The 17,777-nt window shown below is 63.7% G+C and carries 18 protein-coding genes; 9 read left to right on the forward strand and 9 right to left on the reverse strand.

Annotated features, from left to right (window positions below; genetic code table 11):
• Positions 1-11 precede the first annotated feature (11 nt).
• From NPS58_RS22600 to NPS58_RS22630, 7 genes are read left to right on the forward strand one after another with little or no spacing between them, the layout of a single operon-like run.
• Entirely contained in the window at positions 12-1,292 is a 1,281-nt protein-coding gene (locus NPS58_RS22600) for a type II and III secretion system protein family protein (protein ID WP_274117479.1), read from the forward strand.
• Positions 1,289-2,479, forward strand: a complete 1,191-nt coding sequence (locus tag NPS58_RS22605; protein WP_274117480.1) for a pilus assembly protein — start codon at positions 1,289-1,291, stop codon at positions 2,477-2,479. The genes NPS58_RS22600 and NPS58_RS22605 overlap by 4 nt, the downstream gene beginning before the upstream one ends.
• A complete protein-coding gene (locus tag NPS58_RS22610) occupies positions 2,476-3,750 on the forward strand; it encodes a CpaF family protein (RefSeq protein ID WP_274117481.1) in 1,275 nt (424 codons plus the stop codon). The genes NPS58_RS22605 and NPS58_RS22610 overlap by 4 nt, the downstream gene beginning before the upstream one ends.
• Entirely contained in the window at positions 3,747-4,631 is an 885-nt protein-coding gene (locus tag NPS58_RS22615) for a type II secretion system F family protein (RefSeq protein WP_274117482.1), read from the forward strand. The genes NPS58_RS22610 and NPS58_RS22615 overlap by 4 nt, the downstream gene beginning before the upstream one ends.
• 1 nt (position 4,632) lies before the next feature.
• Positions 4,633-5,523 (forward strand): type II secretion system F family protein, encoded by an 891-nt coding sequence (locus NPS58_RS22620; RefSeq protein ID WP_274117483.1) that lies wholly within the window; start codon positions 4,633-4,635, stop codon positions 5,521-5,523.
• Between the two features lie 14 nt (positions 5,524-5,537).
• The gene (locus NPS58_RS22625) at positions 5,538-6,242 is read left to right on the forward strand and encodes a hypothetical protein (RefSeq protein ID WP_274117484.1); all 705 of its coding nucleotides are present in this window, start codon (positions 5,538-5,540) and stop codon (positions 6,240-6,242) included.
• A 7-nt stretch (positions 6,243-6,249) separates the two neighbouring features.
• Positions 6,250-6,513, forward strand: a complete 264-nt coding sequence (locus tag NPS58_RS22630) for a DUF3613 domain-containing protein (protein WP_274117485.1) — start codon at positions 6,250-6,252, stop codon at positions 6,511-6,513.
• A 9-nt stretch (positions 6,514-6,522) separates the two neighbouring features.
• On the opposite strand, the gene NPS58_RS22635 is transcribed toward NPS58_RS22630, so the two are convergent.
• Positions 6,523-7,305, reverse strand: a complete 783-nt coding sequence (locus NPS58_RS22635; RefSeq protein WP_274117486.1) for a response regulator transcription factor — start codon at positions 7,303-7,305, stop codon at positions 6,523-6,525.
• A gap of 135 nt (positions 7,306-7,440) precedes the next feature.
• Positions 7,441-7,911 (reverse strand): prepilin peptidase, encoded by a 471-nt coding sequence (locus NPS58_RS22640; RefSeq protein WP_274117487.1) that lies wholly within the window; start codon positions 7,909-7,911, stop codon positions 7,441-7,443.
• 73 nt (positions 7,912-7,984) lie between these two features.
• Between NPS58_RS22640 and NPS58_RS22645 the strand changes: the two genes are divergently transcribed.
• Together NPS58_RS22645 and NPS58_RS22650 are read left to right on the forward strand one after the other, a co-directional pair.
• Positions 7,985-8,425, forward strand: a complete 441-nt coding sequence (locus NPS58_RS22645; protein ID WP_274117488.1) for a TadE/TadG family type IV pilus assembly protein — start codon at positions 7,985-7,987, stop codon at positions 8,423-8,425.
• A 17-nt stretch (positions 8,426-8,442) separates the two neighbouring features.
• Positions 8,443-11,115, forward strand: coding sequence for a PAS domain-containing sensor histidine kinase (locus NPS58_RS22650; RefSeq protein WP_274117489.1), 2,673 nt, complete (start codon positions 8,443-8,445; stop codon positions 11,113-11,115).
• Here NPS58_RS22650 and NPS58_RS22655 read toward each other — a convergent pair.
• From NPS58_RS22655 to NPS58_RS22685, 7 genes are all read right to left on the reverse strand, one after another.
• On the reverse strand, positions 11,100-13,013 hold the full coding sequence (locus NPS58_RS22655) for a TadG family pilus assembly protein (RefSeq protein WP_274117490.1): 1,914 nt from the start codon (positions 13,011-13,013) through the stop codon (positions 11,100-11,102). The two genes, NPS58_RS22650 and NPS58_RS22655, sit on opposite strands and share 16 nt — an antisense overlap.
• Before the next feature lie 101 nt (positions 13,014-13,114).
• Complete coding sequence (locus NPS58_RS22660) at positions 13,115-13,675, reverse strand: DUF4136 domain-containing protein (protein WP_274117491.1); 561 nt, start codon at positions 13,673-13,675, stop codon at positions 13,115-13,117.
• A gap of 19 nt (positions 13,676-13,694) precedes the next feature.
• Entirely contained in the window at positions 13,695-14,342 is a 648-nt protein-coding gene (locus NPS58_RS22665; protein ID WP_274117492.1) for a DUF4136 domain-containing protein, read from the reverse strand.
• 19 nt (positions 14,343-14,361) lie between these two features.
• Entirely contained in the window at positions 14,362-15,111 is a 750-nt protein-coding gene (locus NPS58_RS22670) for a methyltransferase domain-containing protein (RefSeq protein WP_274117493.1), read from the reverse strand.
• Positions 15,108-15,413, reverse strand: coding sequence for a nucleotide pyrophosphohydrolase (locus tag NPS58_RS22675; protein WP_274117494.1), 306 nt, complete (start codon positions 15,411-15,413; stop codon positions 15,108-15,110). The genes NPS58_RS22670 and NPS58_RS22675 overlap by 4 nt, the downstream gene beginning before the upstream one ends.
• Before the next feature lie 60 nt (positions 15,414-15,473).
• Complete coding sequence (locus NPS58_RS22680; protein ID WP_274117495.1) at positions 15,474-16,328, reverse strand: MaoC family dehydratase; 855 nt, start codon at positions 16,326-16,328, stop codon at positions 15,474-15,476.
• A 2-nt stretch (positions 16,329-16,330) separates the two neighbouring features.
• A complete protein-coding gene (locus tag NPS58_RS22685) occupies positions 16,331-17,683 on the reverse strand; it encodes a 3-oxoacyl-ACP reductase (protein ID WP_274117496.1) in 1,353 nt (450 codons plus the stop codon).
• Between the last annotated feature and the right edge of the window lie 94 nt (positions 17,684-17,777).

A 17,777-nucleotide genomic window follows, 5' to 3' on the forward strand; every position in this document is an offset into this window, starting at 1 on the left:
GATGCCCTTCAATGAGCAGTCGTTCCGTGCAGGTAACTCAGCAAGTGTTGTGCGTGTTGCTGTGCTCCACGGCGCTGGCTTCCCAGGCCCAGGCGGCCAGCGGCGGTTGTGCGGCGATGGAGCGGCTGCCGGCGGCGATCGAGATCGACCAGGGCCTGCAGCAAGAGGTGCGGGCGCCGGTGAACATCACCCGGGTCGCAGTGGGCGATTCGAAAATCGCCGATGTGCAAGCCAGTGGCGATGACGCCGTATTGGTGACGGCACTGGCTCCCGGCGCTACCAGCCTGATGCTCTGGACCGCCTGCTCCAAGGTGCCGCGCCAGGCCATGTTGTTCGTCAAGGGCGTGGCCACCGCCGACATGGCCGAGAGCGCCTTGCCCCCTTCCCAGGACCCATTGCTGCCTAGCCAGGTACAGGCCGATATCCGCTTTGTCGAAGTCAATCGCACCAAGTTCAAGGAAGCCGGCGCCCGGTTGTTCTTCAAGGGGTCGAACAACGCCCTGTTCGGCTCGCCCGGTACTGTGCCCAATACCGTCGTCAGGCCTGGTTATGTGCCGGGGGTGAGCACCGTCCCCGGCCAGTACGTTGACGTGCGCCCAGGCATCCCGCTCGACAACGATGTGTTCAACATTGTCTTTGGCGGCGGCAGCAGCCGCTTTCTCGCCGCCATCAATGCCCTGGAAAACAGCGGCTTTGCCTACACTCTGGCGCGGCCCAGCCTGGTGGTGCTCAGCGGTATGACCGCAAGCTTTCTGGCCGGTGGCGAGATCCCCATTCCGGTGCCCAGCAGTGGCAGCGACAGCGTGTCGATCGAGTACAAGGAGTTCGGTATCCGCCTGGCCTTGTCGCCCACCGTGGTCAGCCGCGACCGTATCAACCTCAAGGTGGCGCCAGAGGTCAGCGAGCTGGATTACAGCAAGGCGGTCAACATCGCCGGCACCCTGGTCCCGGGGCTCACGGTACGGCGCACCGACACCAGTATTTCCCTGGCCGATGGCGAGAGCTTCGTCATCAGCGGCCTGATCAGCAGTACTACCCGCTCGGCGGTGGACAAGTTCCCGGGGCTGGGCAACCTGCCGGTCATCGGCGCGCTGTTTCGCCAGTCGACCGTGGCGCGCGATGAAACCGAATTGTTGATGATCGTCACGCCGCACCTGGTCCAGCCCCTGGCGGCCAATGCGCAACTGCCGTCGCTGCCCGGCGAAGGGTTGCGCAACTACGACCCGAGCTGGGGCCGACTGTTCTTCCTGGAAAACGGCGACTTCGAGGGTCGCAGCGGGTTATCCCAATGAGCGAGAACCTGAGCCAGACCTTTATTGCCATCACGCGTAACGACGAAGACCTGCAATGGCTGCAAGGCGCCCTGGCGCCGATCGGGCAGGTGGTCGGCACCGGCCGTGGCAACCTTGACGAACTGCTGGCGCTGATCGATGTCACCTTCGCCAACCTGATCTTCGTCGGCCTGGACCGCGAGCAGGTGGTGAGCCAATGCGCCCTGATCGAAGGCGTGCTCGAAGCCAAGCCGATGCTGGCGATCGTTGCGCTGGGCGATGGCATGGACAACCAGTTGGTGCTCAACGCCATGCGTGCCGGGGCCCGTGATTTTGTCGCCTATGGCTCGCGCTCGAGCGAAGTGGCCGGGCTGGTACGACGGCTGGGCAAGCGCTTGCCGGCGGTCACCAGCAGCCCGAGCCTGGGCGGCTTGACTGTCCTGTATGGCAGCCAGTGTGCGTCCGACGGTGCCTTGCTTACCACGCACCTTGCTCGTGTCGTCCAGGGCAGCGGCCAGCAGACCCTGCTGCTCGACCTGGGCTTGCCACGTGGCGACAGCCTGGCCCTGCTGGGCCTTGAGGCTTCGTTTCATTTCGGCGATGCCCTCCGGCATTTGCGACGCCTGGACAACACCCTGATCGACAGCGCCTTCACCCGCGAGAGTTCCGGCCTGCGCCTGCTGGCTTATGCCGAAGGCGACGAACCACTGCAGCGCACCAGCGCCGCTGAGCTGTACATGCTGCTCAGCGCCTTGCGCCAGCATTTCCAGCACATTGTGGTGAACCTCACCGGCCAGACCGATTGCGAAGCCTTGCGCACCTTTGTCAGCCATTGCGACAAGCTGGTCTGGTACACCGACCAGAACGTCATGGAGTGCCGGCGCAACCTCGATGTACTGACCTCGTGGCGAGAAAAGGGCATGAAGCTCGAGCATGCCAGCCTGTTGGTGGACCGCTACCTCAAGGGCGTGGCACCGGACTCCGAGGCCTTGAGCAAGCGTTATGGCCTGCCGCTGCTGGTGGCGTTGCCCTACAGCCCCGAGGTACGCCTGAATGCCAAGAATCAGGGGCTGACCTTGTTCGAACTGGCCCCCCGGGAAAACCTCACCCACCACCTCAAGGCCCTGGGCGAGCGCTTGGCCCGGCGTACGGAGCACAACAAGCAGCCGTCGGGCAACTGGCTCAATCGGCTCTGGGGGCACAAATGAGCAGCACCGACGAGCTGTTCGGTGGACTCCGGCACAACCTGGGCAACGACCCGCAGGGGCTCAAGCGGGCCTTGCACCGGTTCATCATCGACGCCATCGAAGACAGCGGGCGCAATTTGCTGGAAGGTTCGCGTCCCGCCCTGGCGCAGTTCGTGGTCGAGCAGGTGGGCGACTACATCGCCCGCTTGCACCTGGCGTTGTCACGCTACGAGATGGAGCGCCTGGCCGAGGAAATCGTCGATGAGCTGACCGGCTTCGGTCCGCTGGAAGTGCTGCTGCGCGATGCCAGCGTCACCGAGATTCTGGTCAACGGCCCGCACCGGGTATTCATCGAGCGGGCCGGGGTGCTGCAACAGACGGACCTGCGGTTTATCGATGCCCACCATGTGGAGCGGGTGATGCAGCGCATCCTTGCGCCGCTGGGGCGCCGCCTGGATGAATCCTCGCCGATGGTCGATGCGCGCATGCCCGACGGCAGCCGGGTCAATGCGATCATCCCCCCGGTGGCGCTGGACGGGCCGTGCCTGTCGATCCGCAAATTTCGCAAGGACATGCTCAAGAGCGCCGACCTGCTGGCCACCCGTACCATCGACGCGAACATCCTGGATTTTCTCCGGCTGGCTGTGGCCAAGCGTTGCAACATCCTGGTCAGCGGCGGCACCGGGACCGGCAAGACCACGTTGCTGAACATCCTCAGCCAGTTGATCACCCCTCACGAACGCCTGGTGAGCATCGAGGATGTGGCCGAGCTGCAACTGGACCATCCCCATGTGGTGCGGCTGGAAACCCGCCCGCCAAATGCCGAGGGGCACGGTGAGATCAAGGCCAGCGAGCTGATCCGCAACGCCTTGCGGATGCGCCCCGACCGCATTCTGCTCGGTGAAATTCGCGGCGTCGAAGTGCTCGATGTGCTGACCGCGATGAACACCGGCCACGATGGTTCGATGAGCACCGTGCATGCCAACACCGCCCAGGATGCGCTGCTGCGCCTGGAAACCCTGGTGGGCCTGACCGGACGCCAGGTGGCCGAGAAAACCCTGCGCCAGATGATCTGCGCGGCGCTCGATGTGGTGATCCAACTGACCCGGCTGGCTGATGGCCGGCGTTGTGTCAGCGAGGTACTGGAGGTGGTGGGAGTGCGTGACGATGTGTATGTCACCAATACCTTGTTCCGACTCGATCGGCGCACGGGGGAGGGCGGCTTCATGCGGGAAGCCCCGAACCCGGCCGGCGCCAAGCTGCGTCGCGAGTTCACGGAGCCGCAGCCATGATCGCACTGGTGCTCGGCCTGATCTGCCTGGCGATGCTGGGCGTCTCGATCCGATTGTTCTATGCCGGTATGCGCAAATCGGCGACCGAACGCATCCTGCAACGCCTTGGCCAGGCACAGGAGGTTTCGTCGGCGCTGGCTGCACCCCGGCGCGACTGGCTCGACAGCCTGCTGCAACGTGCCGGCCTCGAGCGGCATGACGAGCGCCTGCTGTCGTGGTTGGTGATCTGGGCGCTGCTGTCGCTGATAGCTGGCGTGGCCTTGAACTGGGTGGCAGGTGTGGGCCTGATGCTGCTCGGCCCGCTGCTGTTTCGCCTGTACCTGGGCTGGCGCTACCACCGTCGGCGCCAGCGCATGATCGAACAGCTGCCGCAACTGCTCGATCACAGCGTGCGCAGCCTCAAGGCCGGGCGCACCTTGAACGATGCCGTGCTGGGGGCAATCGATGCCGCCAGGCAACCCTTGCAAGGCGCGATGCAGCGGGTGCGTCGCAACGTACAGATGGGCGTGGGCCTGGACGATGCCGTGCAGGATCTGGCCGAGCTGTACGACCAGGACGAGTTGCGCTTGTTTGCCCTCGGGCTTCGCATCAACCACCGCTATGGCGGCAACGCCAGCGAGCTGCTGGAAAACCTTATCAAGACCATCCGAGAGCGCGAGCAGGGCGCGCGGCAATTGCGAGCCATGACCGGCGAAACTCGCATGACTGCCATGGTGCTCGGGGCGCTGCCGGTGAGCATGGCCGCCTACTTCCTGTTCAGTAATCCCAAGTACCTGCTGAGCATGTGGCAGGACAGCAGCGGCCAGGTCATGTTGATCAGCGCCTTTGCCCTGCAGGTGTTCGGCTGCCTGGCGCTGTGGCGCATGTTGCGGAGTCAGTGAGATGGCCTTGATGCTCTGCGCCGTTCTGTTCTTTGCCGCCTTCGTGCTGTTGTGCGGGCAGTTGCTGCGCCAGCAACGCCGGCAACGGCTGGTGGCGCTGCGTCTGCAGGGGCAATTGGCCCGGGACAACCGCCTGGACAATTGGCTGCATCAACTGGGCAGCAGTCACCTTGCCCAACGGCTGCAGACCCTGGACAGCGAAACCCGGCAATTGCTCGATCGCATAGGTTGGCGCCGCAGCCGCCAGCGGGCGGTGTTCGCCGCCTGCCAGATCGGCGTGCCGTTGCTTGCGCTGGGGATTGCCGTGGTGGTCGAAGAAACCTTCTACCGCGAGAGCCCCACGGCCTGGCTGGTAATGCCGATGTTTGCGCTGTGTATCGGTTACCTGTTGCCCAAGCGCCTGTTGGCATGGGCAGCGTCCAGGCGCCAGCAACAGGTTGCCCGCGAGGTTCCGACCTTCATCTCCCTGCTGCGCATCCTCTTTGAGTCGGGCCTTGCGGTCGAGCAAGGGCTGCGGGTGCTGAGCCAGGAGGGCCGGCAGTTGCTGCCGGAGCTCAGCGAAGAGTTGCGCGGCATTTTGCTGCGGGTCGATTCTGGCCTGGCCTTGGTACCGGAGCTTGAGAAAACCTCACAGCTGCTGGCGGTGGAGGCGTTCAGCGATACCTGCGTGATCCTCCAGCAATTGCTCACCCAGGGCGGCGGGGCGATGAAGTCGCTGCTGGCGCTCAAACAACTGCTCGATGACCGGCGTCTGACGGACATGCAGGAGCGCATCTCGAAGATGTCCGGGAAAATGTCGGTGGTGATGATGGTGTTTTTGTTTCCGGCCTTGCTGATCGTGCTGGCCGGGCCTGGTCTTACGGCATTGGCCAGGGCCTTGGCTTCGTCATGAAGGGAGATGCGTGCATGAAAGCGGTGGTGATGATCATGAGCCTGTTGATGCTCGGCGGTTGTGCTACGGATGGCCGCGTACCCTGGTCGGCCCTGGCCGGGAGTACGGCCAGTTGTGCCAAGCCCGACTCGAGCCAGGAGCTGGCATTGAGCATGGCCGACGAGATGCTCGCCGAGGGGCGCCCCCACGCCAGCCTGGCGCACCTCGAGGCCTTGCCGGCGGACATGGCCCAGGTGCGTTTGCGCAAGGCCAAGGTGTGGCGCCTGCTCGGTCGGAGCGAGGCCGAGCCCTTGTATCGCAGCTTGCTCGGCACGTGCCTGGCGGCCGAAGGCGAGCATGGTCTGGGCCAGTTGGCCTCGGCGCGCGGTGACAACGTACAGGCTGAGCGCCACTTGTTACGCGCGGTCCGCCTGGCGCCGACCGACGAGAAAATGCGCAACGACCTGGGCGTGGTCTACCTCGACCTCGGCAACGTCGAACAGGCCCGGTTCGAGTTCCTGACCGCCATCGAACTCAAGGACAACAACCCGCTGGCGGCGGTCAATCTGGTCAGCCTGCTGCTGTACCAGGACAAATGGCAGCAGGCGGCCGACCTGGTCTCGCGCTTGAAGTTGAGCCCCGCGCAGTTCAGCGAAGCGAAGTACCGCGCCGAGCAATTGAAAAAGCCGACCTCGCCAGCGCCGGCCAGGGTTGATCACGTCGCGGCAGTGCAACAGTGAGGTGCATATGAAACCTGGATGGGTATTACTGCTGGCATTGAGCAACCTGCCATTGGCTGCACAGGCCATTGAGGAGGGGCCATCATCAAAGGCGCAGAAGGGGACTGAAACCTGGTTGCAGCTTCAGGCTCGCAACCAGCAGGCGTCGAAGAAACCGCAGACGGCGACGCCCAAGGAGCGCGAGCGCAGCATGCAGCGCTGGCTCGACAGCTACAAGTATGAGATTCCGGAACACTTTGAGTACGACAGTGTGGGGGCGGGCGACAAGTAGCGGCGCAGGCTAGTGTGCCGTTACCCGCTGCTGTTGTGCTGAGTTGCCGGGCGAAAGGGCCAGTGCCAGTTGGGTGCGGTTGCGCATGTGGGTCAGGCGCAGCACCTGGGACACGTAGAGTTTGACAGTGTTCTCGGTGATGCCCAGTTCGCAGGCGACCTGATAGTTGGTCTTGCCTTTGCCCACCAGGCGCGCCACGTCCAGTTGGCGTGGTGACAGCTGATCGAAGATAACTGGAATGGTGTCGTTGTCGAGCTCGCCGTCGAAGTCAGTGGCGCGACGCAAGCCTGCCTGGCCACGGGCTTTGTCCAGGTCCTGGCAGAGGTCGTCGATGGACTCGGCCAGGTACTGCAGCTTCTGGTTCAGGTGGCCCAGGTGCTGGAAGTTTTTCTGCCGCTCCTGCAGCGCGGCTTCCTGGCGTTGAATGCCCTCGAGCAGCTCGTTGAGGTCGACCGGTTTTTGGTAGTAGTCGGCAAAGCCTTCGCGCAATGCCTTGATCACGTCCTGCTTGTCGGCGCGACCGGTGAGCATGATGGCTTCGAAGAGCCGCTGCTGTCCGGCAATGATCTTCAGCGCCTTGACCAGTTCGATACCGTCACGCTCGGGCATGTGCAAGTCACAGAGCACCAGGCTGATGGCCGGGTCGGCAGCAAAGCGTTCTATCGCCTGGGTGCTGGATTGGCAGGGAACACAGCGATAGCCGCTGCTTTCGAGAAATTCGCACAGTTCTTCCACGATCAGTGGCTGGTCGTCGACGACCAGCACCTTTACTTCGCTTACAGGCTTGTTCACGCGCGACTCCCTGCTTGAAGTGCCCTTGCTTCCGAGATCTGGACGGCCTGGGCATTGGCCGACAACACTGTAGAAAGTAGTCGTACTTGATGACGATGTACAAGGCTTGCACGCCCGGAAAAGGCATTCAGGCGACTAGTGGACCCAGACGGCCGCCAGCAGGAAACCGGCCAGTATGAACGGTGCAAAGGGTTGTTTTTTTGACGATTCTTCCAACACTTGCTTGAGTCGGTTCTTAACCTTCTGACTTAAAAGAGACCATAGCCAGCGCCGTGTCGACAGCCACACCAGCACGGCGATACCGGCGCCGATAAAGGTGCCCAGAACGTACATCCGGTCGGTGGCCAGGGCCAGCGCAGCGAGCAGCTTGACGTCACCGGCACCGAAGCGTCCCAGCATGTAGCCGGGCAGGGTCAGCAGCATGACGATAGCCAGCGCCCAGCCGCCCTCACTGGCGTCGGCGCCGATCCAGGTGTGCCCGGTCATGAACAGATAGCCCAGCGCGCAAGCTGCCGCGCCGAGGGTAAGGGTGTTGGCAATCTGGCGCTCACGCACATCTTGTTCAGCGCATAAGGCAAGCCACAACAACAGGACAATGCTTTGCATCGTGAAATGCATCCCTTTGTGGTGAATGATTCTATGCTGTCAGACAGGTGTCACTGTCAGGGTAGACGCGATCATGCAAGCAAGCCTGTGCAATCGGCAAAAAGGCGCTGCAGCGCTGGAGTTCGTGGCGGTATTCGTGATCTTTTTCGCAGTGTTCTATGGGGTGGTCAGCTATGCCCTGCCCATGCTCATGTTGCAGTCCTTCAACCAGGCCAGCAGCGAAGCAGTGCGTCGCTGTGTGGCGCTGGATCCCACCAGCAAGACTTATGGCGCCGACGTCGACACGCTGGCCAGGCAAGTGCTTGGACAGCAGCTCGCATGGATGCCCAAGTCGCTCGAATTTCAGGCCAGCGACGCCACGGTAACGCTGTCGCCAACCCATCTGCTGACAGTGAAAATCGATTACGCCAGGGCCAGGCTGACCTCGGTGATACCGGTGCTCGACCTGCCGGTGATCGGCCAGGTGCCGCGATTGCCCACCAGTCTCAAGGCTGAAGCGAGCCTGCAACTGTGAGTGCGGGCCAGCGCTTGATGGCGCTTTGGCGGGGACGGGTGGCCACCCCTGCGCAGGAGGAGCCTGCACCGTTGAGTGTGCCCGCCACCGGCCTGCAGGTTTGGCTCGATGACAACGCCCGGGTGCTGCGCCTGGCCGGCCCGTTGCGCTCGGCCCTGGCTTTGCCGGCACAGGCGCAGGGACGTCTGCAGGACTATGTGCAGCCTTGCAGCCTGCTGGTGCTCGAAGGCGAGCCTGTCGATTGGCAAGGCCAGCCTCTGGATCTGGATTTCAAGGCCGTCGGAGGAACGACCCTGCATACCCGCGGCTGGCTGCAAGCGCTGGCCGGGCAATGGCTGTTGCAGGTATTCGATGTCGGCGACCTGTTGCAGCATCGCCAGCAATCGCTCATTGCCGAGCGCCAGCGTCACCTGACCAGTCACCTGGCCGGTGCGGTGCGCGACTGCAGCATTGAGTGCCTGGAAACCGTGGCAAAGGAGCAACTGCAATGGCTGGCGCGACATTGGCAGGCTGCGGGTGTGCGGGTGTTGTTGTCGCGTGGCGAGGGTTGGCAAACCTATGTCGCCAGCGGCGAGGGGGTGCAGGCCGCCACTGACGAAGCGCTGAGCCCGGTGCTGGATCATCTGGCGCCGGGGCAAGTGTTCACCAGTACCACACATGCGCATTTGCAGCCGTTGTTCCCGGGCATTGCCGCGTGTCTCGTGCCCTTTGCCTCAGGCTTGCAGGTCAAGGCCTGGTTGGTGTGCTTCGGGCCGGGGCAGCCGCTGGTGGCAGGGGATGCGCTGGGCCTGTTCGGTGCCTATGCCGAGCCGCTGGTGAGCCGCCTGGTGGCGTTCGAGCTGGAGCAGCAGAGCGAGCGACTGGACAGCCTGCAGGTACAGCTGGGCGCCGGTTGGTGGCAGTGGCGGTTGATCACGCCCACGCTGCAACTGGACCCAGGCTTGGCCCGGCGTCTCGGCGTACCGGCGCAATTGACCCTCAGCCAGTGGTTGAGCCGGGTCCACCCCGCTGACCGGGAGGCGGCGCAGCTGGCCCTCGGGCAGTTGCAGTGCGAAGGCAGTGAGCTGGAGCTGACCCTGCGCTTGCTCGACAACAATCTGCAGGCCAATCCGCGTTGGTACCGGTTGTGCGGGCACGTGCGCGGCAGCGGCTCGCAGCGCCGCCTGCAAGGGTTGATGCTCGATATCAGCGACAGCAAGGCGCAGCAGCTTCAGGCCGCCGCCGCCCAGGCCCGGCTGGAGAACCTGATCGCGAGCGCCCCCGCGGTGATCTACATCCAGCGCTACAGCGAGGGCGCGCTGCACGCCGAGTTCTTCAGTGCCAGCCTGCAGCCGATGCTGGGTTGGCAAGCACCCCAGGATGGCGTATTGCAGCCTGGGCAGTGGGTGCATCCGCAGGACCAGCCCCTGTGGCTGGAGCGCACCCGTACCTTGCTGCGTGAAGGCCAGGTACGCAGCCGCTACCGCCTGCGTGACCGCCAGGGCGGCTATCACTGGGTGCTGGATGAAGCGCAGCTATTGCGCAATGACTTGGGCTTGCCGGTGGAAGTGGTGGGCATCTGGCTGGATGTCAGCGAAGCCACCGAGGCCGCTGAACGGATGCGCGAGAGCGAGGAGCGCTACCGGGTGCTGGTGGAGGATTCCCCGGCGATGATCTGCCGCTACACCCCCGAACTGGAATTGGTGTTCGGCAACCAGCCACTGGCCGAATACCTGGAGTGCAGCCCGGCGCAGTTGCCGGGTATCAACCTTGGGCGTTGGATGTCGGCGTCGCAGCGGGAGGCGTTTGTCGGGCGGCTGGCCAGCCTTACGCCAGAGCAGCCGGTGAGCACGGCGGAAATTTGCCTGGAGCTGCCCGGCCGCGAGAATGCGTGGTGGGTGTGGTCTGATCGTGGCTTGTTCGACGAGCGCGGCAAGCTGCTGGAAATCCAGGCGGTGGGGCGCGACAACACCCAGGTGCGGCGAACGCGCCAGCAGTTGGTGCAGAGCGCGAAAATGGCCACTCTCGGCGAGATGGCCACCGGCCTTGCCCATGAAATCAACCAGCCGCTGAATGTGATGCGCATGGCGGTGGTCAACGCCCTCAAGCGCCTGGAGAGCGGTGAGGCCCAGGTGGAGTACTTGCAGGAAAAACTCACCCGTATCGATGCCCAGGTACAGCGTGCCTCGCGGGTGGTCGAGCACATGCGCGTGTTTGGCCGACGCTCGGAGGTCGACCAGCAACTGTTCGCGCCGTGGCAGGCGGTGGAGGGCGCCTTGTCGCTGCTTGCCGATGGCTTGCGTGGCAAGGGCGTGGACTTGCGCGTCGATGCTCCGCAGCAACTGCTGCAGGTCAGCGGTCATCAGGACCAGTTGGAACAGGTGCTGATCAACTTGCTGGTCAACGCCCGTGACGCCTTGCTGGGGCGTCGTGACGACGGGTTGCTGGAGCCCTGGATTGCATTGCGCCTCGAGCAGGATGAGCGCCAGGTGCGCGTGCTGGTTGAAGACAACGGCGGCGGTATCGACCCGCGTCTGCTGGAGCGCATTTTCGAACCCTTCTTCACCACCAAGCCGGTGGGCGTCGGCACCGGCCTTGGGTTGTCGGTGAGCTACGGGATCGTCGACGCCATGGGTGGCTGCCTGAGCGTGGAGAATGGTGCCGAAGGGGCTCGCTTCTGTATCGAGCTACCGGTTCACAGCACCAGTTGAGCGCGGGTGCTGGAGCAGCTGAGGTTGGCGCTGACTTCGGTGGTGTTGAGGTCGATGCCCAAAGCCTTGAGCAGGGCATTGATCAGGGGGTCGACCAAGGGGCTGAGCAGGTTTTTGATCATCGGTTTGAGGATGTTGGTGACGGTGGTCAGCAAGCCCTCGGCGACACTGATCACGTTGCCAAGCACATCGTTGTTCTGTGGCTTGTAGACATGAATTGGGAGGGTCTCAATGGTGTTGTTCAGACTCCCGATGATGTTGCTCGGTTGCATGGCAAGGTAGGGTGAGGCTTTGCCGACTTCCAGCAAGTTGTCGCCCGAGAACTTAAGGTCTTCCTGGTGTGTAAGCAACACTACAGGCTCTGGTTTGATACCGATGCCACCGCCGACAAAGGGGGTGCGTGGTCCACACCCCAACAGCAGGTTGCACATCTTGGTCCCGATGTCGATCAATGGAATTGGATTGATGGTGCCACTGCCGTCATTTAGGAACGAGCCGGTATCGTCGATCTTGCCAATGGAAATGGTCGCCGCAGCGCTATCGGTTGCGGCGGTCAGTTGCCGATCGGGGGCGCAGCGAAAATCGCTGATGCGGCTTTTGGCTGCGACAGCGCTGATGCTGATGTCGAACTTTGCAGCGTGGGCCAGCGCTTCTATATCGACGGTCTTGCAACTGACCACGCAGGAAAGCGCCTGAAGCAGGCCCTTGAGATTCAGGCTCAGCGCGCTGTTGAGAATGTTGACCAATGGCGCCGCCAGGTCCGCTACGGCATTGATAATACCGGCCAGGCTTTTGATCACGGGAGAATTGACCGACACCATGGTTCTGATCTGCGCCGTCTGCACACTGATGTTGTCAGTCTGCGGATTACCGATTGCCGATACCCTGGGCGGCTCGATGACCTTGACTTGAATACTGGCTGTCACCAACCCCAGCACGTCGACCGGTAAATTGACCACCGCCGCATTCTGCTTGTTCGAGAGCAGAATCACCCCCTGCACCAGTTGCAGCAGCTGCAAGTTGGTATCCAGCCCCGCCTTGGGCGTACCGGCACTTACCTGGAGGATGTCGGCAAGCGTGAGTACCTTGTTGTCGGAGGTGGCGACGGTGAGCCTGGCCAGGTTGCTGGCTACTTCGAGGGCTTTGTTGCTACCGTTTTTCATGACCTCGACGGCGGCTTCGATCAACTGGGTTGCCGACACGTTGGTGTTCAACAGCTCATCGTAATTACCCGCCTGCACATTGGCCTTGATCGCCAGTTGATCCAGGTATTCAAGCAGGTTGATATCGGTATTGGCCAACCCCTGCCACCCCAACACGTCAAGGCTCACGCGGGCACCCAAAGGGTCAGCCAGGGCGTTGAGCAGGTTGGACTTGCGCGTGTCGATGGTGGCCAGCGTGGTACGGATTCGTAGCTGAGCCAGCGGCGGCCTGGGTGTTGCCGCCACGGCGGTAGCGCTGAGGGTAATGGTGGTGGGTATCGCGTTGCCCTTGGCCAGGGCCAGCACGCCGGCGGCAACGCTGGTGGCAACATCGCGGCTGACGACCACCCGGATCGCTTCATTGCGGCTGGCATCGACACTGAACCGGCGCAGGCTGTTGGCACCGGTCTGCAAGGTGCCACAGGTGGTTACGAGGCGTCCCGCCGCATCCAGGCCGTTGCGCTCTGCCCCCACTTTGGCAAGTGCATCGGCAGACGGACCGCTGCCGTTGCAGGTACCCAGCTGCCCGGCGGCTTCCAGCGCCGACATGTCGGCTACCCGCTGCAACTTGCGTTGCTCCAGGTAGAGCCTGCCGCTGTCGACCACCATCAGCAGGAACAGCAGCGCCATGCCCAGCGTCAAGGCCGCCATCAGGCCGATTGCACCGCGTTGCCGGGCGGGGAAGCGAGAAGACACGTGCACTCCTTTGCTGCCCATGGCCGCGCGGGGCAACAGCTGCAAAGGAGTGTAGACAAGATAATGGCCAGTCGCCTTCAGGCGACCGGCGCTGGGAGGGATCAGTGTGGCGGGTAGTTGGCCAGTACCTTGGCGACGGTGTTGCGGATGGCGGTGTTGCGTTCTTCCGGGCTTGGCGGGTAATTGTTCATGATCTGTTCGGCACTGCCGCGCCATACCAACTTGCCGTCCCGGCTGTCGAACATATCGACCTGGATGGTTGCCACCTTGTAGTCGACGCTGCGGGTCTCGTTGTACATCGGCCCGCCCCAGTAGTTACCCCAGTAACCGCCCCAGGCGCCGCCATAGTTGGTGGTGATCTGTTGCTGGCGGTTCTCGACGATCAGGTAGGTCTGCACTTTCAGGTCACCCCGGGCATTGCCCTGGGCGGGACGCAGGCCACGTTGATCGAGCTGCCCGGCCACGGCCTGGCGAATGCGCTGTTCGGTGAGGTCGCTCTTGATCCGCGGATCATCCGGGCGGTACTGCAGCGCCGGTTCTTGCCATACCCAGCTGCGGTAACCGGCAAAGTCGCGGCTGGCATCGAAGTCCTGGGTCACGTTGTTGCTCGAGCACGCGCCCAGCAACACCACCAACGAGAGTAAAGCGAGACGGCACAACATGATGGATCTCCAATTGCCTTTAGCTGGGAGGATAGCCGTTGAGGGCTTTTTTAACGGATTCGCGCAGGGCATCTTCACGCTCGCCCTGGGAGCCCTGGCTGCTGGTCTCGGCGCTGGCACTCCACACCGGTTGGCCGTCGCGGGCGTCATACAGATCGACCCGCACCACCATCACCTCGACTTCATAGGTGCGTACCAATGGCACGCTGGCATACGCCCCGTAGCCGTTGCGGTAGCCACCCACGCCGCCGTAAGCGCCATAGCCTGCGTACGGATAGCCGCCGTAGGGGTACGCGCCGTAGGGGTAGTAGTCTTCCCGTACCTGGCGCAGGCGGCGCTCCAGGCTCAGGTTGGCGCTGACCAGCAGATCGCCCTGGCCATTGCGCGCCGGTCGCAGGCCGCGTTGGTCCAGGGCATTGCTGACTGCATCGGCCAGTTGTGCAGGTTCTGCGAGCGCGACACCCGACGGCAGCTGACCGTCGCGCCAGGCCCAGCTGCGGTATCGGCCATAGTCGCGAGGCGGGGCCGGGTAGGCGCTGGCGTCGAACGTCGTGGCCGCCTGGGGCGGCGCCGGTGGCAACGGGCGGGAGCTGGCGACATAAGGGTTTGTGCTTTGGCACGCTGCCAGGCTCAGGCACAGCAGGCCCAGGGTCAAACGGTACGGCATGTCACCCTCCAGGCAGGTGTCAGCGGGGTCGGCACATCCAGTGCAGGTAGCGCCCAAGGCCGGCGAAGGCCGGATGACGTCGATGGGCCAGCTCCATTTCCAGCAGGTCGAGCAGCTCGGCCTTGGCTTGGAACTCACTGGGCATGTAGTCGTGGAATACGCGCACGCCACTCTCTGTTTCGACCTGCCACAGATCTTCAAGTTGCGCCCTGAGCGTGCGCGGATCAAGTGGTTTTTGTGGGGTCAGGCTCTGCTTTTCGCCGGCCATGTCGTTGCGCCGCAATTTGCGGAAATGGCCCTTGAGCAGGTTGCGGTAAACCAGCGCATCGCGGTTGTAGAAGGCCAGTGACAACAGGCCGTCGCTGCGGGTCAGCTGGTGCAGCACCGGCAGAATGGTTTCAGGCTCGGCCAGCCATTCCAGTACCGCGTGGCAAAGCACCAGGTCGTAGGGTTCGGTCAGTTGCCCGAGCAGTTCCTGCCACGGCGCCTGGATGAAAGTGGCTTGCTGATTGGCCTGGGCGAAGCGCTCACGGGCTCCTTCGAGCATGGGTTCGGCCGGTTCCGCCAGGGTCACCTCATGGCCGCGCTCGGCCAGCCACAGGGCCATGTGGCCCAGGCCCGCGCCGATATCGAGGACCCGCAGGGGGCGGTCGGGAAGGACTTCGGCGAGGTCCGCCTGCAAGACCGCGAGGCGGATGGCACCCTTGGCGCCACCGTAGATTTTCTCGGCAAAACGCGTGGCCAGGGCATCGAAATGACGGTCGTTCATCGGGCAAACCGCCGTTCATTGTCGGCCAGCTTGCTGCGTACCACCTGCTCCATGTCCAGGCCCAGTTCGCTGCACAGCAGCAACAGGTAGAGCACCACGTCTCCGACTTCCTGGCCGGCATGCTCAAGCTGCCCGGGCGTCAGCTGGCGGGACTGGTCCTCGCTCAGCCACTGGAAGATCTCTACCAGCTCGGCCATTTCGACGCTGGCGGCCATGGCCAGGTTCTTGGGACTGTGAAAACCGCGCCAGTCGTTGTTGTCACGGATGCGGTGCATGCGTTGGGTCAGTTCGTGCAGGTTCATCAAGGCTCTCCTCAAGCCGCATAGCTTCAGGCGGGCGCCGTCGCAACGCAAGGGGCCGTTTCAGTCCAGCGGCCTCCAGGTTCCGCGCATGTGCTGCAGGTCGCCGTGGCCATCCAGTTGCAACTGGCCTAGGGCGGCGGTCGGGCTTGCGTTGAGGATGACCTCGCTGGGCAGGCGCACCGGCTTGAGGAAGTCCACGGCGACCTCGTAGCCGCTGACCGGCAAATGGCCGCGCAGTGCGGCAAGGGTCATGGCCTTGCTCCACATGCCGTGGGCGATGGCGGTGGGAAAACCGAACAGTTTTGCGCTGGCGGCGCTCAGGTGGATCGGGTTGTAGTCGCCGCAGACCTTGGCATAGCGTCGGCCGATATCGCTGTCGGCATACCAGCGGGTCAGCTCGCTCAACGCAGCTTCGGCAGGTGCCTCGCCGAGGGCAGGCTCACCCTCGAGCTTCAGCCCGCGACACAGCATGCGGCTGGTTTCGGACCAGATCGGCCCGAGGCCGTCGGAGGCCTCTGTGACCAGGTCGAAGGTGCCGCCCTTCTCGTGGGGCTGCAGGTTTTGCACCTGCACGCTGAAGCGCAAGCGGCTGATTCCACCCAGGGGTCGTATCACGCGAATGCTGTTGTGCAGGTGCACCAGGCCGAGCAAGGGGAAGGGGAAGTTTTTTTCGGTCAGCAACTGCAGTTGCAGGGCAAAAGCCATCACATGGGGGAAGGTGGGCGGCAGGCGCCCGTCGTCACTGAAGTGACAGAGCTTGCGGTACGCTTCGAGCTGCTTCGGGTCGACCTCCAGGTAGCAGCGCAAACCTTCCTCGGGCAGGGTGTCGCCAGTGATCTTGCGCTTGCGTGCGGCGCGCAGGTACAGGCCGGACAACGCGGCGGTGCTGCTCAGGTCGTGCCACTTTGGTGTCATGTTCAAGCTCCCATCACGGCCTGGCCGCATACCCGCAGTACCTGGCCATTGACCGCACCGGTACCCGGTTGCGCCAGCCATGCCACGGCTTCGGCGACATCCTGGGGCAAACCACCCTGGCCCAGGGAGCTCATGCGCCGCCCGGCTTCACGCAAGGCGAAGGGAATGGCAGCGGTCATGCGGGTCTCGATGAAGCCGGGGGCCACGGCATTGATACTGCCACCGCGTTCGGCCAGTTTCGGCGCCCAGGCCTGGGCGAGGCCAATCAGCCCGGCCTTGCTGGCGGCATAGTTGGATTGCCCGCGGTTGCCGGCGATGCCGCTGATCGAGGCCAGCAATACGATGCGGGCGTTGTCATGCAGGGCGCCGCTGTCGAACAGGGCCTGGGTCAGGAGCTGGGGGGCCTTGAGGTTGACCGCCAATACCGAGTCCCAGTATTCGGGGGTCATGTTGGCCAGGGTCTTGTCGCGGGTGATGCCGGCGTTATGGACCACGATGTCGATGCCGTCGGGCAGCCCCTCGGTCAATTGCGCCGGGGCGTCGGCCGCGCAGATGTCCAGGACCAGGCTGCGGCCGCCCAGGCGCGCGGCCAGGGCTTCGAGGTCGGCCTTGGCCTGGGGCACATCGAGCAACACCACCTCGGCACCATCGCGGGTCAGGGTTTCGGCAATGGCCGCACCGATACCCCGGGCGGCGCCCGTGACCAGGGCCTTGCGCCCGGCCAAGGGGCGGGTCCAGTCCTGCACGGTGCTGGCACAGGCGTCCAGGCGCAGCACTTGGCCTGAGATAAAGGCGCTCTTGGGCGACAGGAAAAAGCGCAGGGCACCTTCGAGCTGGTCTTCGCCCGCATCGCTGACATACAGCAGTTGCAAGGTAGCGCCGGCTCGCAGTTCCTTGGCCAGGGAGCGGCTGAAGCCTTCGAGGGCGCGCTGGGTGACCTGGGCCAGTGGGTCATCGAGCTGTTCCGGCGCCCGACCGAGTATCAGCACATGGGCGCTGGGGGCCAGGCTGCGCAGGATTGGCTGGAAGAATTCACGCAATTGCTTGAGCTGGTCGGTGTCGACCAGTTCGCTGGCATCGAAGACCACGGCCTTGAGCTTGGGACCGAGCCCGGCCACCCATTCGGTGGCACTCAGGTCGGGGCTGGCGAAGCCGTACACGTCGTCGGTCAGGCGCTGGGCGAATGCCTCGACCTTGTTCGCCAAGGGGCCTCCCCCCAGCAGCAGGGCGCCATCTACCGGCCGCAGGCGACCGGCCTCCCAACGTTCCAGGCGCGCCGGGCTGGGCAAACCGACGGCTCCCACCAGACGGCGGCCGAGGTCGGAGTTGGCGAAGTCGATATAGCGGTCGCTCATGTGCGCGTCTCCCTGAAATAAGCTTCAAAGTGTGGACCATGATTGGCCGTTGGTCGTTCGCCTGCGCAAAAAACACCTACGCTGTAGCGGACTG

Source organism: Pseudomonas putida, assembly GCF_028682455.1.
Classification (GTDB): Bacteria; Pseudomonadota; Gammaproteobacteria; order Pseudomonadales; family Pseudomonadaceae; genus Aquipseudomonas; species Aquipseudomonas putida_AA.

Coding starts and splice junctions, on each gene's coding strand:
- NPS58_RS22640 (WP_274117487.1), bottom strand. CDS start 7,911: ATGCAAAGCATTGTCCTGTTGTTGTGGCTTGCCTTATGCGCTGAACAA.
- NPS58_RS22630 (WP_274117485.1), top strand. CDS start 6,250: ATGAAACCTGGATGGGTATTACTGCTGGCATTGAGCAACCTGCCATTG.
- NPS58_RS22610 (WP_274117481.1), top strand. CDS start 2,476: ATGAGCAGCACCGACGAGCTGTTCGGTGGACTCCGGCACAACCTGGGC.
- NPS58_RS22660 (WP_274117491.1), bottom strand. CDS start 13,675: ATGTTGTGCCGTCTCGCTTTACTCTCGTTGGTGGTGTTGCTGGGCGCG.
- NPS58_RS22620 (WP_274117483.1), top strand. CDS start 4,633: ATGGCCTTGATGCTCTGCGCCGTTCTGTTCTTTGCCGCCTTCGTGCTG.
- NPS58_RS22670 (WP_274117493.1), bottom strand. CDS start 15,111: ATGAACGACCGTCATTTCGATGCCCTGGCCACGCGTTTTGCCGAGAAA.
- NPS58_RS22680 (WP_274117495.1), bottom strand. CDS start 16,328: ATGACACCAAAGTGGCACGACCTGAGCAGCACCGCCGCGTTGTCCGGC.
- NPS58_RS22600 (WP_274117479.1), top strand. CDS start 12: ATGAGCAGTCGTTCCGTGCAGGTAACTCAGCAAGTGTTGTGCGTGTTG.
- NPS58_RS22605 (WP_274117480.1), top strand. CDS start 1,289: ATGAGCGAGAACCTGAGCCAGACCTTTATTGCCATCACGCGTAACGAC.
- NPS58_RS22675 (WP_274117494.1), bottom strand. CDS start 15,413: ATGAACCTGCACGAACTGACCCAACGCATGCACCGCATCCGTGACAAC.
- NPS58_RS22650 (WP_274117489.1), top strand. CDS start 8,443: ATGGCGCTTTGGCGGGGACGGGTGGCCACCCCTGCGCAGGAGGAGCCT.
- NPS58_RS22685 (WP_274117496.1), bottom strand. CDS start 17,683: ATGAGCGACCGCTATATCGACTTCGCCAACTCCGACCTCGGCCGCCGT.
- NPS58_RS22625 (WP_274117484.1), top strand. CDS start 5,538: ATGAAAGCGGTGGTGATGATCATGAGCCTGTTGATGCTCGGCGGTTGT.
- NPS58_RS22615 (WP_274117482.1), top strand. CDS start 3,747: ATGATCGCACTGGTGCTCGGCCTGATCTGCCTGGCGATGCTGGGCGTC.
- NPS58_RS22645 (WP_274117488.1), top strand. CDS start 7,985: ATGCAAGCAAGCCTGTGCAATCGGCAAAAAGGCGCTGCAGCGCTGGAG.
- NPS58_RS22665 (WP_274117492.1), bottom strand. CDS start 14,342: ATGCCGTACCGTTTGACCCTGGGCCTGCTGTGCCTGAGCCTGGCAGCG.